Below are 14,812 nucleotides of genomic sequence, written 5' to 3' on the forward strand. Positions count from 1 at the left end.
GGAGCAGGCCAAGGCTGCGGCCGAGCAGGCCGAGCGGCACGCCGTGCAGGTGCGGGCGCGGGTGCAGCGCGAGGCCGAGCGGGTGGCCCAGCTGGCCGCGGCGGCGGTCATGGCGGCGGCCGCGCGCGGAAGCGAAACCGGCGAATACCCCCAGGTTGTGTCCTCCTCCAACGGCTCCGAGCCAACACCTGCCGAGGCGGCCTAGCGTCCGTCCAATTTGGAGCGGATCCCTTCGGCATCCGGGTGGTCCAGCTCGGTGAGGATGGCCAAGGCCGACCGAGGTGCCTCGCGGGCCTGGCCGGTATTGCCCACCGCGGGGTGGGGCGTCGGCGAGATGGTCGAGCGTGACCGTTTCGTAGTAGCGATGGCTGCGTCCGACGAAACCGGGGGTGTCGGGCGGCAGCTGACGCGGCACGGTCGCATGACCTCGACCCCGAGCCGCTCCTCGTCCAGTCTGCGGGCCTCAGTGGCGACCGGCGAGTGCTCCCTGACATCCTCACACGCCGTGCCCCGCCACAGCCCCAGTGCCTCTGCCAGTCGGCCGTGCCGGACCAGCCGGGCGAACTCCACCGAATCGAGTTCGCCGTCATGCCAATGCGGTAGCCGTTGCCCTCGTGCACGATTCGGTTTTCGTGTTCTAGCGCGACCCGCAGCCGCCGCACATAACCTGCAACGCCTTGCGGGCCCTCGGCGGCTTCTGCTCACCCCACAGCGCGGCAATCAGATCCTCCACCGGCACAACCACATTCGGCCGGCACAGCAACGCGGCCAGCAGCCGCAGCTCCATCGGCGCCCGCAGCGCCGGCGACCGATCGACGGCCTGCAGGCCCAGCACGCGGAAGAGGGTTATATCGACGCCACTATACGCAAACACCGCTGGCGCATTTCGGTGCTATTGATCACCTAGTTTGGATCGCACCTCCTCGGCGTCTGGGTGGCCAAGGTCCGAAAGGATGCCAAGCGCCCGCCGCCAGGCCTTCCGAGCCGCCTTCTCGTCGTTATTGCGGCGAAGGGTGTCTCCCAGCTGATTGAGTGCGCCAGCCTCGTGATAACGGTGGCCGATGCTGAAGTAGAGCCCGGCAGCATTCCGAAAACACTCGATGGCCTTCCGTAGCTGCCCGTTACCGCGTCGCGCGTAACCGATGCTGTGCCACACGTCGGCTTGCGCCTGGCGATCGCCAAGTTCCTGGAAGACCGACAGCGCACGTTCGGCATAGGCCAGTCCACGTTCGTAGTCGCCGGCCTGCACATGGAACCAGCCGAGCGAGTTCAGGGCAGCTGCCTGCCCGACCTTGTGGTTGGCTTGCTTGAAAAGAACGTAGGCCTCTTGTGAGTGAGTGAGCGCGTCAGGTATGCGATCTTGACGATGCTTGACCAGACAAAGCGCCATATGGGCGTTCGCCTGCCCGATGATGTCGCCGATATCGCTTCGTAGTTGGAGAGCAAGTCGCAGGTGGGTCTCAGCGTTGTCAAAGTGACCTAGACTCACATGCGCGCGGGCGAGCCCATGATGGGCATAGGCGACACCTTCTGGATCAGCCGATGCCTTTGTCACGTCTAACGAGAGCTCATGAACTTCGGTGAGATCTGTCCAATGTCCTTGCCAGTCGAGGAAGGTGGACAAGCACCAGGCCAACTTCCATGTGTGAACTGCAAATCCCGCTTTCGCCGAATACCTGATCATTGCAGTGAGGACGTGATGTTCGGCGGTCAGCCAACCCATCGCCGCACCTGCTCCGGTCAGATCCTCGGGCATTACGCCCGGCACAGGTGAATCCAAGCTGATTGGATTGCGCATCGGCTCAAGAAGGCGATTGGCCCCGTAGGCGGTGTGCAGATAATGATCGAGCAAACGCTGCAAAGCCGTGTCGACTTCGGCGGCGTGGGCGAGCTGCAACTCGCTCGCGTACGCCCGAAGCAGGTCATGGAACATGTACCTGTCGGGCGAGTGCTCCGAGAGAAGGTGGGCATCGACTAGCTCGGTGAGGAGCAGCTGTGCTGCCTCCGAGGAGAGGCCTGCGAGACTTGCCACCGCAGCCGCGCTGATATCGGGACCCGGATGTGCACCGAGGAGCTGGAACAGCCTTGCCGTTGCGGGACTCAGTTGCAACACGGACCAGGAGAACACCGCCCGAAGGTCGGTTAGCTGATCGTCCACACTGCCGAAGGCGTCGAGTGCATTGTATGCGCTGCGCAGTTGCTCCGCGAGGACTGCCAAGGGTTGCTCCGGGTTGAGGGTGGCCTGTGCCGCAGCTATCGCCAATGCGAGGGGAAGCGAGGCGCAACGAGCGATTATCTCTTCCACGGCCTCCCGCTCGACACTCACCCGATGTTTTCCGACCCGAGCCGCAAGGAACTCACGCGACTCTTCTGGGGCGAGCACGTCAAGAAACAACGGCCGCGCACCCGTCGTGACGACAAGGCCTGCCAGGCGATTCCTGCTGGTCACGAGGACCAGGCAGCTTGCGCTGCCGGGCAGCAAGGGTCGGACCTGCTCCGCGCTTTGCGCGTTATCCAGTACCAACAGGATTCGCTTGTCGGCAACGAGACTCCGATAGAGGGCCGTCTGTGCTTCTAGATCAGTTGGGATACGAGTCGGCGTAGCACCAAGGGCATCCAAAAAGCGCCGGAGGGCCTCCGACGGCGACATGGGGGTGCCCACGGCGTCGAAACCGCGAAGGTTCACATAGAGTTGTCCGTCCGGGAACCTGTCGGCGACCTTGTGCGCCCAGTGAACCGCAAGTGCGGTCTTTCCCACGCCCGCCGAGCCTGCAATAGCGGTGATAACGGTCGGAGTCAGGCTCGGCAGCGTCGCATCGAGCATCCGTAGCTGGTCGGCGCGCCCGGTGAAACCGGCGAGATCCCGGGGCAGCTGCCGTGGAATGTCCGGTGTGACTGGCTGGGCTGGGGCTTGCGCAACACCAGCTTGTAGGATCGACTCGTGCAGACGTTGGAGTTCAGGTGTCGGCTCGACCCCCAGCTCCTCCCTGAATAACCTTCGCGTCATCCGGAAGAGGTCTAGAGCGTCCGCTCGCCGACCGGATCGATAGAGGGCAACCATGAGATGACCGCGCAGATCCTCCTGATAAGGGTGTTCGTCAATAAGCTTCGTCAGGTGGGGTATCAGCTCAGCATGCCTTCCTAGCTCCAGCTGAAGGCGCGCGTGCCACGTTTGGACTCGCAGCCTCTCCTCATCGAGGCGCCGGGCCTCATTGGCGATCGGCAGGCTCTCTCGCACATCTTCGTAGGCATCGCCGCGCCATAAATCGAGAGCACGTTCCAGAAGCATGGATGCTCGCTTGGCATCGGTTGCGGTGGCCTGCGCGACCAGCCGCGCGAAGAGGGTTGCATCCAGTTCGTCCTCGCGAACCATAACGCCATATCCGCTTGGATTGCGTTGGACTCGCGAATCATCAAGCGCGCTGCGGAGCCGGCGAACATAGACCTGCAACGTCTTTCGGGCACTGGGCGGTGCATTGTCGCCCCAGAGCGCAAGAACCAACTCATCTATGGTGACATATCTGTTTGCTCGGCTGAGAAGCATGGCGAGCAGTCGTCGAATCATCGGCGCGTTTAATGCCTGGGTCGAACCGTCCCGCCCGATCGAGAGCGGTCCAAGCACGCGAAAGTACATGGTCCCCCATTTATATCGAAAGGTTCGAGTTCGCGACCTAACTCCAGAACGGCAAGGCTATCGCTTGCCGACGCGGCGTGCTGGCCACACGGCTTGCTGGATTTACCTAGCAAACCTGGTCTGCAACTAATGATGAGGGCCGGGTAATTCTGATGCTTACCCCGGTAGGCCGCAGGCAGAGGACGACTTGGCGTCGAACGTTAGGCCACTATACAGATTTCAAACGGTCTGGAATCCTCCTTGATGCATCAGTGTCTGTAAGGGGAGGAACGCTTACATGTACATGACGCGTAGACGTCGCCAAATCCTGGCGGGGTCCGTCAGCGGTCTGCTCGTGGCAGCAGCCGCCGTCGTGGCCTTATCCTTCTCAGGATCGGCGACTCCGACCGCGGCTCCGAGCGGCGGCGAGATGCCGTCCGCCCTGGGGCAACACCTCGCCAAGCTACGCCAAAGCGTGCCTGGCAGCGATGGCATGGCGCCCAATGGTCCCGCTTCCGCAGAAGAGTTTGAGTTCTTGGAGCGGGCGTATCCGGCTGACACCGTCTCTCTCGCTCAGGTCGAACGGGCCAAGAACGACGCCATCCGGGCGTTCAGCCGACCGTTCCCGGCCGGCAAGGGCAAGAAGGGCGAGTGGGTCAATGTTGGCCCGAGCAACGCCGTCTACCCGTTCGAGGACTTCCGCAACGCGTACAACTACGTGCCCAACGAGTATGTCGCGGGTGGACGGACCACGTCGATTGCCATCAGCAAGTTCTGCATCGCCATCCTCTGTCCCGCCTGGATCACCCCCGCAGGCGGCGGCGTGTGGCGCACGTGGAACATCCGGGCCAACACGCCTCAGTGGTCCTACCTTGGTGGGCCGTTTGAAATCAACGCGGCCGGCAAGGTCACGATTGACCCGAACGACCCGCTCGGTCTGACGATCTACGTCGGCACCGGCGAGGCCAACGTTTGTGCCTCGGGTTGCGTCCACGGTGTCGGCCTCTACAAGTCGACCAATGGTGGCATCAGCTGGTCCGGCCCGATCGGCAAGGCCGAGCTGGGCGGCAAGGGCATCGGCGAGATTGTCGTCAAGAAGGGCGACAAGAAGACCATTTATGTGGGTACTACGACGGCGCTCGCCGGCATGTCGGCAGTCTGCTGCTCCGGCATCACGCGGCCCGTCCCCGACGCGCAGAAGTGGGGTCTGTACAAGACCACCGACGGCGGCGCGACGTGGTCGTTCATCCACAACGGAACGGCGAACGCGGCCGACTGCACGGGAAGCCTGCCCGAGTTCCAGAACCTCGCCGCCTGCTCGCCTCGCGGCGTGCGGCACCTCGAGCTCGACCCGGCCAACCAGAACATCGTGTACGCCGGCTCCTATGCCCGTGGCATCTGGCGCTCGTCGGACTCCGGCGCGACCTGGACGCAGATCAAGCCGTCGCTCAACGCGGCCGTGATCACGACCCGTCCGGCGTTTGACGTGACCTTGCTGCCCAACGGCAAGACCCGTATGTATGTGCACGAGGGCAACACGGGCAACCCGTACTCCCGCCTTTTCCGTAGCGACGACGTGGCTTCCGGCACGCCGACGTTTGCGGACCTGACCAGCTCCAACGTGGCCGACCCCGGCTTTGGCACGTTCAACATCGCCGGCGGTCAGGGTTGGTACGACCTGTTCGTGCACACGCCCGAGGGCTACCCGGACATGGTCTACTCCGGTGGCGCCTACGTCTACGGCGAGGGCATCGCCAACAAGCGTGGCGTCGTGCTGTCGACGGACGCCGGTGTGACGAGCACCGACATGACGTTTGACGGCACGGACCAGCTGCACCCCAACGGTTTGCACCCCGACCAGCACGCCCTCGTGACGAACCCGAACAACCCGTTCCAGTTCTTCGAGGCCAACGATGGTGGCGTGATGCGTTCCAGCGGCCAGCTGGTGAACCGTTCGGCCTGGTGCGACGACCCGAACCGGGGCCCGCTCACGGGCGCCGCGCTGGACCGTTGCCGCCAGATGCTGTCGGCGATCCCGTCCAAACTGGAGAGTGTGAACAAGGGCCTGACCACGCTGCAGTTCATCCACATGTCGGTCAGCCCGCACAACTCCAAGCTGCTGACGGGCGGCACGCAGGACAACGGCACGTGGCAGAACAGCGGCACCAACAACACCGCCACGTGGAACAACACGATGATCGGTGACGGCGGCTGGGCCGGGTTCGACGCCGTGGACCCGAATTTCCGGTACCACAACTTCTTCGACGCCAACACCGAGGTCAGCTTCGCCAACGGCGACCTGGAGAGCTGGATCTACATCGCGGACCCGATCGCCGGGCACGCGGGCACCCAGTTCTACACGCCGGTGATCAGCGACCCGGTGGTGTCGAAGACGATGTTCGCCGGCACGGGCCGCACGGTGTACCGCACCAAGACCGCGGGCCTGGGCAACCGCACGCTGGAGGAGGCCAACCGGATCTGCAACACCTGGACCGGTACCTTCGAGGACGTGTGTGGTGACTGGGTCGAGCTGGGGCCGAACCGGCTGACCGCCCCGTTCTGGGGCACCCGCGCGGGTGGTGCCGTGGCCGCGATCGAGCGGACCAAGGCCAACACCACCTCGGCGTGGGCCGCGACGACGACGGGCCGCCTGTTCATCACGAACAACGTGGACGCCGCCGACGCCGCGACGGTGAACTGGACCCGGATCGACGACGATTTCGCGGGCGCGCCGAACCGGTTCGTCAGCAGCATCTACGTCGACCCGGCCAACGGCAACCGCGCCTGGGTGTCCTACAGCGGGTTCAACGTGAACACCCCCACCACGCCGGGTCACGTGTTCGAGGTCGTGTTCGACCCCAACACGGGCACGTCGTCGTGGACCGACCTGTCGGGCGACCTGGGTGATCTGCCGATCACCGATCTGGTGCGCGACGATGTCACGGGTGACCTCTACGCGGGCTCCGACTACGGTGTCCTGCGCCTCGCCTCCGGCACCAGCACCTGGACCGAGGCGGCCGCGGGCATGCCCAACGTGGAGATCACCAGCCTGGCCATCGTGCCGGGCGAGCGGCTGCTGTACGCCGCCTCGCACGGCCTGGGCGCTTGGCGGTTGACATTCAAGAACTAGCAACAAACGTGCGGGGCCGGTTCGCCGGCTCCGCACGTTCCCTTGGCGCATTGTTCGTGGTGGTTGTCTTCGCACCGCCCCTGCTGCTCCTGCTCTCCGGCTCGCTGCACCGGCCCGGTGAGCCGCCCAAGCCGACGCCCGACGTGATCCCCGATCCGCTGTCCACCGAGGGCTACGCGCTCGCGTTCGAGTGGGGCGGCCTGTTGCGGGCGACGCTGAATTCCGTTGTGGTCGCGGCGATCGCTGTCCCGCTGAGCGTCCTCGTCGCGTCGGCCGCCGGGTTCGCGCTGACCCAGATTCCGCGCCGCATCCGCAACGCCGTTGTCGGCGCATCCGTCATCGGGCTCATGGTGCCTGCGACGGCCCTGCTCGTGCCCAAGTTCGCCATGTTCCGCTGGCTGAACCTGACCGACACGCTGGCGCCCCTGATCGCCCCTGCCCTGGTCGGCGCGTCGCCGCTCTACGTTTTGGCGTTCTACCTGGCTTTCCGGGCGGTGCCGCAGGATCTGTACGACGCGTGCCTGATCGAGGACCTGTCGCCCGCGCAGACCTGGTGGCGCGTGGCGATGCCGCAGGTGCGCCCGGTCACGTCGGCCGTCGCGGCCCTGTCGTTCGTGCTGACCTGGTCGAACTTTCTTGATCCGCTGGTCTTTGTCTACGATCGGGACCTGTTCACGCTTCCGTTAGCATTGCGATCCCTGGCCACCCTCGACCCGACCAACTTCCCCGTGTTCCTCGCGGGCGCCGTGCTCGCGACGGTACCCGCCATCATCGTCTACGCCCTCGCCCAGCGGAGGTTCCTGAAGTGACTCGCAAGCTGATCGCCGCATTGGCAGTGCTCGCCCTGCTGGGCGGGTGTTCGACCGGCACGGCCGGGGCCAACGAGCCGGTCAAGCTGATGGTCTTCGGCAGCCCTGACGAACTCGCTGCCTATCGCACCCTCATGCAGGCATACAAGGACAAGACGGGCAAGAGCGTGCAGCTGGTCGAGGCAAGCGACCGCAAAGACCTCATCACTCGGCTGTCGACGTCGATCGCGGGCGGCGAGCCGCCGGACCTGTTCCTCATGAACTACCGCTTCTACGGCCAGTTCGCCGCGAAGAACGCGCTGGAGCCGCTGGCCGATCGCCTGACCGCATCGAGCGTCATCAAGGCCGGTGACTACTACCCGGTGGCGATGGAGGCGTTCCAGTGGCAGGGCAGGCAGCTGTGCCTCCCGCAAAACGTGTCGAGTCTCGTGGTCTATTACAACAAAACCCTTTTTGCCAAATATGGTGTACCGGAGCCGAAGCCCGGCTGGACGTGGACCGACTTCCTGGGCACGGCTCTGCTGCTCACCCGCGACGCCGCGGGCAATCCGGTGCGCACGTCGGGTGAGAGCGAGGGCGCGCCCGCCAAGGCGAGCGTCTACGGCGTGGGCATCGAGCCGTCCATCATCCGGCTGGCGCCGTTTGCCTGGTCCAACGGCGGCGAGATCCTCGACAGCGAGCAAAAGCCGACGCGGTTCACTTTGGACAGTCCGGCCGCGCTGGAGGCGTTGAAGAACCTCGTCGATCTGCGCCTGGCCTACGGCGTGACGCCCACCGACCAGGAGGTCGAGGCGGAGGCCGACGAGGCGCGCTTCGCCAACTGGCGCCTGGGCATGCTGCTGTCGTCCCGCCGCTCCACGACGGCGCTGCGCAAGGTGAAGGATTTCGAGTGGGACGTGGCCGCGCTGCCCGTGTATAAGAAGCCCGCCGGAATCCTGCACTCGGACGCGTACTGCATGACAAAGGGTTCTAAAAACAAGGACGCCGCCTGGAGATTCATCGAGTACGCGATGTCCGCCGAGGGGCAGAAGATGTTCACGGCGACCGGGCGGACCGTGCCCTCGCACATCGAGGCGTCCAAATCGGACGCTTTCCTGGACGGCAAGACGCCAAAGAACGCGCAGGTGTTCCTCGACGGGATCCCGACGATCCGGCGCGTGCCGACCATCTCCACCTGGCCCGAGATCGAGGACGTGACCTACGGCATCCTGGAGAACGCCATGTTCCGCGGCGACCGGCTGGACACCGTCATCGCGGACATCGACAAACAGACGCGGCCGATTTTCGCCCGCGCGCAGCAATAATGGCCGGGATCACGCTCACCGATGTGCATGCGGCACACGGTGTCAATGGGGTCAGCCTTTCGGTGGGCGAAGACGAGCTGCTCACCGTCCTCGGCCCGTCCGGCGCGGGCAAGACCACGCTGCTGCGCCTGATCGCGGGGCTCGCCCCGGTCACCCGCGGCACTATCCACATTGGAGGGCGTGACGTCACCGCGCTTCGCCCGGGGCTGCGCAACGTTTCCATGGTGTTCCAGTCGTACGCGTTGTTCCCGCACCTGAGCGTCGCCGACAACATCGCGTTCGGGCTCATCGTCAAGGATGTGCCACGCGCCGTGATCCGGGAGCGGGTCGCGGCCGCGGCCGCGTCGGTCGGGTGCGAACAACTGCTGGCGCGCAAGCCCTCGCAGCTGTCGGGCGGCGAGCGGCAGCGGGTCGCGCTGGCGCGGGCCCTCGTGCGCGAGCCGGACGTGTTCCTGCTCGACGAGCCGATGTCCAATCTGGACATCGAGCTGCGGGTCGAGACGCGCGCCGAGATCAAGGCGCTGCACCAGCGCGCCGGCGGCACGATGGTGCACGTGACGCACGACCAGACGGAGGCGCTCGTGCTGGGCGACCGGGTGGCGGTGATGCGCGACGGCGCGATCGAACAGATCGGGTCGCCCGAGGAGATCTGGCGGCAACCGGCGACCACGTTTGTTGCCAGGTTCGTCGGCTCGCCCGCGATGAATCTGCTGCCCGGCGACGGGCCGGTCCGCCCGCGCGACCTCTTCCCCGAACCGGGCTGGCTCATCGGGTTCCGTGCCGAGGCGGTCCTTTTAGGACACACCGGCGACCCGCTCGGCACGGTCACACGCGTCGATGTCGTGGGCGAGGACAGCTACGTCTACCTCAGCGTGAGCGGGAGTCCGGTGGTGGCGCGGGTGCGCACCTCCGAAAAACCCCGGATTGGCGCGGCGATCCGGGTCGGCGTGCGGCGCGAGGACGTGCACCTGTTCGACGCCGCCACGGGCCGCAGAACATGAAGCGCAGTCCTTGGCTGATGCTGGCGCCCTATGTGTTTGGATTGGTCGCGCTGGTGCTCGTGCCGTTCGCGGTCACGGTGGTGCTGGCGTTCACCGAATACGACCTCATCAACCCGCCGGTGTGGGTGGGCTGGGCCAACTTCACAGAACTGTTCGACGACCCCATCTTCCGCATGGCACTGGGCAATTCGCTGTGGTTCGCGGCCATTGCCGTGCCGCTGCGGTTGCTGATCGCCCTCGGACTGGCTCTGCTGCTGCACCGGCGATCGTGGTTTGTCGGGTCCGCGCGCACGGCAGCCGCCCTGCCCGCGGCCGTGCCCGAGATCGCATACGGTCTGCTGTGGCTGTGGCTGTTCAACCCGGTGCACGGGCCGATCAACCAGCTGCTGGCCGGGCCGTCCGCGCTGCTGGGCCGCACCCCGCCCGCGTGGCTGACGCTGCCCAACGACGCGCGGGCCGGGATCATCATCATGAGTCTGTTCACGGTCGGCGAGATGTTCGTCATCCTGGTCGCGGCGCGGCAGGCGTTGCCCCGTGACGTTTACGAACTGGCCGCGATCGAGGACGCGACCGGGTGGGACATCTTCCGTCGGATCACGTTGCCTCTGATGGCTCCCGCGCTCGGGCTGCTGCTGGTGCGCGACACCATCATGAGCTTCCAGCTGTCGTTCACGCCCGCGCTCGTCGTGACCAACGGGGGCCCGCCGCCCTACGCCACCACATATCTCTCGCTTTTCGTGTACCGCAACGCTTTCGAGTATCTGCGCTACGGCTTCGCCGCTGCGGCGACGCTCGTGATGCTGGCCCTGACCGTGGTCGCCGTGCTCCTACAGGTACGCCTGCTGCGCAGAGCGCGCCTGTAGGACAAGGGCTCAGCAGTCGTCGTCGGTGAGCACGCCGTTCTTCACGGCCTCCCGCTTGTCCGCACAGAACCCAGTCTTGGTGGACGAGAACTTGGTCGTGCCGGCCTGGTCCACCGCCACGAAGAAGATCCAGTCGCCGGCCGGCGGGGCCATCGCGGCCTCGAGCGCCGCCTTGCCCGGGTTGTTGATGGGCGTGGGCACGAGCCCGACGACATCGCGGTTGTAGGGGTTCCTCGGGTCTTTGAGCTCGGACTCCGTCATCTGGGCGGAGGTCTTGGTCGGCAGGCCGTTGAGCTCGAACCAGTAGTTGACGGTCACGTCGTATTGCAGGCACTTGCACGCGAGGTGCGGGCTGCCCTTGAACAACCGGTTGTAGGAGACCCTGGCCACCTTGCCCAGATCGACCGCGTGGCGCACCTCGGCCTGCGAGAGCGAGGCGATGATCAGCGCCTCCCAGGGCGAGACCTCTTTGCGCTCGGCCGTGACCCGCTCGACGAACTTTATCTGCGCCGCGACGTCGAGGAACCGCTTCACCATCGCCTTGAGCGCGCCCTCGGCGGTCACCTTCGCGTCGAACTCATAGGTGTCGGGGAACAGGAAGCCCTCGATGGACTTCTGCACCGGCTTCTTGTCTTTGCGGGTGAACCACGACTCGGGCACGCCCAGCTTGACCGGGTCCTGAGCCGCCTTCTTGAAGTCTTCCTCGGGGATCTTGAGCTTCTCGGCGAGGAGCTTGAAGATCGCGAAGCTGCTCAGCCCCTCCCGGATGGTGATCCCCTTGGCTATGCGGCTCTTGGGATCGAGCAGGAGAAGGACCGCAGCCGCGCCGCTCATCTGCTTGCGCAGCTTGTAGGTGCCGGGCTGGATCGACTTGGCTTCTGTGTTTTCGGAGAAGGCGGTGGTGAACGCCTTCTCGCTCTTGATGACGTCGGCCGCCACGAGCACCTCGGCCATGTCGGCGCCGTTGGCCCCGGCCGGGATGGTGACCTCGACCTCGCCGGTGCCCTCGCCCGCGTAGTCAGGGACGATGAACTTGTCGGCGAGCTTCTGGTAGGCGAAGAAGATGCCGCCGCCTAGGCAGAGCAGCATGACGAAGGTCAGCACCAGAGCGAGTCCGCTTCGGCCGCGTTTCTTCTTCTTTTTCTTCTTCTTGGCAGGCCCTGACGACGACACTCCGTGGCGCCGCCGACGCTCCTGGCGCCGGTCGTAAATTTCGCCGGAATTGTCGTAGAAGGGCAGGTCCAGGTCGTTGTTCATCGGCACCGAGCCTAACGGCAGTGGGCGGAAATGCCTAGCTGAGAGAGGCCGCGATGCCGTCCAGGATGTCGTGTTCCGACACGATGACCTCGGAAAATCCGGTCTGGCGGAGGATTTCGCGGAGCACGAGCGAGCCCGCGACGATGACGTCCACCCTGCCGGGATGGATTACCGGGATCGCGGCCCGCCCGGCATGGTCCAATGTGGACAACTGCGCCGTGACCTCCTCAACCGCGGTGGATGTCAGCACACTGTGATGCACCCGCTCCGGATCGTATTCGGGTAGGCCGAGCGCGATGGCCGCCACCGTCGTGACCGAGCCCGCAAGGCCGACCAGCCGATGCGCGTTGCCATCCACATGGGACAGTCCGCGCCGCACGCCGGCAGCTATGTCCTCGGTGGCCGCGCTCAGCTCGGCCTCGGTCGGCGGATCGCTGTGCAGGTGGCGCTCGGTCATACGGACGCAGCCGATGTCGACGCTGATCGACCGGTCGGCGTCGCGCACGAACTCGGTCGAACCGCCGCCGATGTCGACCACGAGGTAGTCGTCGGGCGGGAGCCCGGCCACCGCGCCGGAGAACGACAGCGCGGCCTCCTCCCGCCCGCTGATCACCTCGGCGGGATGGCCGAGCGTCGCGCGGACCATGTCGTGAAAGTCGCCGGCGTTGGCGGCATCGCGCGTGGCGCTGGTGGCGACCATGCGCACCTTCGTTATGGCGTGCTCGTCGATGAGCCGGGCATATTCGGACAGTGCGGCGCGGGTTCGCTCGATCGCCGCGGGATCGAGCCGCCCGGTGCGGTCCACGCCCTGCCCGAGCCGGACGATGCGCATCAGGCGCGCGATGTCGCGCTTGCCGTCCGTGATGAGCAGGCGGATGGAGTTCGTGCCACAGTCGATCGCCGCAACTGGTCCGTCGGTCACGACTCACACAGTAGTGTCTGACAGAATCTCGCCGTGAAACTGCGCATCGGCGTCGAGATCGCGTTGGTGGTGGTGGGCGTGTTGGTGGTGGGCGCCGTCGCGGCGTACCTCAAATTCGGGTTTGTCGAGGGGGAAACCGCGAAGCCCGCGGTCGGCAGCTGTGTGGGGCCCAACCCGGAGGCTGAGACAATGAAGCTTGTCGATTGCGCGGCACCCGGGGCCGCGCATAAAGTGGTCGGCGTGGTGGAGGGGAAGACCCGGGCGGAGGTCAACCAGGTGTGCCAGGAATTCGGCGCCGCAGACAGCTTCCTGTTCCTGTGGGAGGGCGCGGACACGCCCGCGACCAGGGGACAGGTGTTGTGCCTGGCGAAGATCCCAAAGTCGTAACCAACGCCACGCCGCTTTGGCTTTCCTCGGCGCGGATTGGTGTGGTTGGCTACCCGGAACGCCATCACTGTGCGACCAGCCAACGATGACTGACCGTCAGGAGGACCAGCGTGGGTGAGCTCGTGAGCTACGCCAGCAACGGCGGGACCAGCCAGGGATACCTCGCACTGCCCCGCACCGGCAGCGGGCCGGCCGTGATCGTGATCCAGGAGTGGTGGGGGCTCGTGCCCCACATCAAAGGCATCGTGGATCGCTATGCCGAGGCCGGGTTCGTCGCCCTGGCCCCCGATCTCTATCACGGCGTCGCCACCACGGAGCCGGACCAGGCCGGCAAGCTCATGATGGGCCTGGCCATGGATCAGGCGGCCAAGGACATCGCCGGTGCCGCCGACTATCTCGCCGCCCGCGAGGAGACCAGCGGCAAGATCGGAGTGGTTGGCTTCTGCATGGGCGGCAGCCTCGCCCTGTGGTCCGCCACGCTGAGCCCGCGCATCGTCGCGGCCGTCGGGTTCTACCCGGCCGTGCCCTGGGAGCGGATGTCGCCCGAGTGGGGGAACTACGACGGCAAGATCGGCGTGATCCACTGCTGCGAGGAAGACGGTCTGGCGGGCGTTCACCCGGGAGTGCAGCAGGCGTCGCGGGGCATCGCCGACGCCGGCGGCAAGGTCGTCACCTACGACTATCCCGGCACCAAGCACGCGTTCTTCAACGACGACCGGCCCGAGGTCTACGACGCCGACGCTAGTGTCAAGGCGTGGGCACGCACGCTGGAAGTCTTCCGCACTCATCTGTGACCGAGCTTGCGGATCTCGACGCCGAGATCTCGGAGTGCCGGGCCTGCCCGAGGCTCGTGGCCTGGCGGGAACAGGTGGCGCGGGAAAAGCGGGCCGCCTTTCGCGACCAGGAATACTGGGGCCGGCCCGTGCCCGGGTTCGGCGACGAAAAGGCGCGCATCCTAATCCTCGGGCTCGCGCCGGCCGCGCACGGCGGCAACCGCACCGGGCGCATCTTCACCGGCGACCGCAGCGGCGACGTGCTTTTCGCCTCGCTGCACCGGGTCGGCCTGGCCAACCAGGCGCTGAGCGTGTCCATTGACGACGGTCTGCGGGTGACGGGCGTGCGGCTCGCGGCGTCGGTGCGGTGCGCGCCGCCCGACAACAAGCCGACCCCGCAGGAGCGCGAGACCTGCTCGTTCTGGCTGGAGCAGGAGGTGGCCCTGTTGCGGCCCACCGTGCGGGTGGTCGTGGCGCTGGGCGCGTTCGCGTGGGCGGCGTGGTGGCCGGTCGCGGCCCGGGTCTATGGCGTCGCCCCGCCCCGCCCGCGGCCCGCCTTCGGGCACGGTGCCCTGTGGACCGGGACCGACCTGCCCGCGCTGCTCGGCTCGTACCACGTCTCCCAGCAGAACACCTTCACCGGCCGGCTCACCCCGGACATGCTCGATGCGATCTTCATGGAGGCCAAGCGGTTGGCGCGGTAGACACGGGGTATCAGCGCCTGGCCGCGGGCGTCTCGCCTCGGCCTCCCGC

General features: G+C 66.1%; 13 protein-coding genes and 1 pseudogene. 9 read left to right on the plus strand and 5 right to left on the minus strand.

The window, feature by feature from the left end; genetic code table 11:
- A pseudogene (locus DM816_RS42400) lies at positions 1-205 on the plus strand (hypothetical protein); the annotation flags it as partial.
- On the opposite strand, the gene DM816_RS10470 reads toward DM816_RS42400, so the two are convergent.
- The 3 genes from DM816_RS10470 to DM816_RS10480 form a co-directional block, all read right to left on the minus strand.
- Entirely contained in the window at positions 202-570 is a 369-nt protein-coding gene (locus tag DM816_RS10470; RefSeq protein WP_162907321.1) for a BTAD domain-containing putative transcriptional regulator, read from the minus strand. The pseudogene DM816_RS42400 and the gene DM816_RS10470 overlap by 4 nt on opposite strands.
- 67 nt (positions 571-637) lie before the next feature.
- Complete coding sequence (locus DM816_RS10475) at positions 638-874, minus strand: winged helix-turn-helix domain-containing protein (protein ID WP_162907322.1); 237 nt, start codon at positions 872-874, stop codon at positions 638-640.
- A gap of 18 nt (positions 875-892) precedes the next feature.
- Positions 893-3,634: an AfsR/SARP family transcriptional regulator gene (locus DM816_RS10480; protein ID WP_117209963.1), complete on the minus strand. Its 2,742-nt coding sequence runs from the start codon at positions 3,632-3,634 to the stop codon at positions 893-895.
- Positions 3,635-3,917: 283 nt separating this feature from the next.
- Here DM816_RS10480 and DM816_RS10485 point away from each other — a divergent pair, with 283 nt between their 5' ends.
- The 5 genes from DM816_RS10485 to DM816_RS10505 are packed head-to-tail and all read left to right on the plus strand — an operon-like array spanning position 3,918 to position 10,720.
- On the plus strand, positions 3,918-6,743 hold the full coding sequence (locus tag DM816_RS10485; RefSeq protein WP_117209994.1) for a WD40/YVTN/BNR-like repeat-containing protein: 2,826 nt from the start codon (positions 3,918-3,920) through the stop codon (positions 6,741-6,743).
- Positions 6,731-7,552: a carbohydrate ABC transporter permease gene (locus DM816_RS10490; RefSeq protein WP_117209995.1), complete on the plus strand. Its 822-nt coding sequence runs from the start codon at positions 6,731-6,733 to the stop codon at positions 7,550-7,552. The genes DM816_RS10485 and DM816_RS10490 overlap by 13 nt, the downstream gene beginning before the upstream one ends.
- The gene (locus tag DM816_RS10495) at positions 7,549-8,856 is read left to right on the plus strand and encodes an ABC transporter substrate-binding protein (RefSeq protein ID WP_246001826.1); all 1,308 of its coding nucleotides are present in this window, start codon (positions 7,549-7,551) and stop codon (positions 8,854-8,856) included. The genes DM816_RS10490 and DM816_RS10495 overlap by 4 nt, the downstream gene beginning before the upstream one ends.
- Positions 8,856-9,857 (plus strand): ABC transporter ATP-binding protein, encoded by a 1,002-nt coding sequence (locus DM816_RS10500; protein ID WP_117209964.1) that lies wholly within the window; start codon positions 8,856-8,858, stop codon positions 9,855-9,857. Before DM816_RS10495 ends, DM816_RS10500 begins: the two co-directional genes overlap by 1 nt.
- Positions 9,858-9,874: 17 nt before the next feature.
- A complete protein-coding gene (locus DM816_RS10505; RefSeq protein ID WP_117209965.1) occupies positions 9,875-10,720 on the plus strand; it encodes a carbohydrate ABC transporter permease in 846 nt (281 codons plus the stop codon).
- 9 nt (positions 10,721-10,729) lie between these two features.
- Here DM816_RS10505 and mltG read toward each other — a convergent pair whose 3' ends face one another.
- A complete protein-coding gene (gene mltG / locus DM816_RS10510) occupies positions 10,730-11,977 on the minus strand; it encodes an endolytic transglycosylase MltG (RefSeq protein WP_117209966.1) in 1,248 nt (415 codons plus the stop codon).
- Between the two features lie 34 nt (positions 11,978-12,011).
- A complete protein-coding gene (locus tag DM816_RS10515; protein WP_117209967.1) occupies positions 12,012-12,899 on the minus strand; it encodes a Ppx/GppA phosphatase family protein in 888 nt (295 codons plus the stop codon).
- Positions 12,900-12,932: 33 nt separating this feature from the next.
- Here DM816_RS10515 and DM816_RS10520 point away from each other — a divergent pair, with 33 nt between their 5' ends.
- From DM816_RS10520 to DM816_RS10530, 3 genes are all read left to right on the plus strand, one after another.
- Positions 12,933-13,286, plus strand: coding sequence for an LppU/SCO3897 family protein (locus tag DM816_RS10520; protein ID WP_117209968.1), 354 nt, complete (start codon positions 12,933-12,935; stop codon positions 13,284-13,286).
- A gap of 110 nt (positions 13,287-13,396) precedes the next feature.
- Positions 13,397-14,080 (plus strand): dienelactone hydrolase family protein, encoded by a 684-nt coding sequence (locus DM816_RS10525; protein ID WP_117209969.1) that lies wholly within the window; start codon positions 13,397-13,399, stop codon positions 14,078-14,080.
- On the plus strand, positions 14,041-14,763 hold the full coding sequence (locus tag DM816_RS10530) for a uracil-DNA glycosylase (RefSeq protein ID WP_170318803.1): 723 nt from the start codon (positions 14,041-14,043) through the stop codon (positions 14,761-14,763). The genes DM816_RS10525 and DM816_RS10530 overlap by 40 nt, the downstream gene beginning before the upstream one ends.
- Positions 14,764-14,812 lie beyond the last annotated feature (49 nt).

Origin of the sequence: Allorhizocola rhizosphaerae (genome assembly GCF_003426775.1) — a bacterium.
In the GTDB taxonomy this organism is placed as follows: domain Bacteria; phylum Actinomycetota; class Actinomycetes; order Mycobacteriales; family Micromonosporaceae; genus Allorhizocola; species Allorhizocola rhizosphaerae.

Coding starts and splice junctions, on each gene's coding strand:
- DM816_RS10480 (WP_117209963.1), bottom strand. CDS start 3,634: ATGTACTTTCGCGTGCTTGGACCGCTCTCGATCGGGCGGGACGGTTCG.
- DM816_RS10485 (WP_117209994.1), top strand. CDS start 3,918: ATGACGCGTAGACGTCGCCAAATCCTGGCGGGGTCCGTCAGCGGTCTG.
- DM816_RS10500 (WP_117209964.1), top strand. CDS start 8,856: ATGGCCGGGATCACGCTCACCGATGTGCATGCGGCACACGGTGTCAAT.
- DM816_RS10505 (WP_117209965.1), top strand. CDS start 9,875: ATGCTGGCGCCCTATGTGTTTGGATTGGTCGCGCTGGTGCTCGTGCCG.
- mltG (WP_117209966.1), bottom strand. CDS start 11,977: ATGAACAACGACCTGGACCTGCCCTTCTACGACAATTCCGGCGAAATT.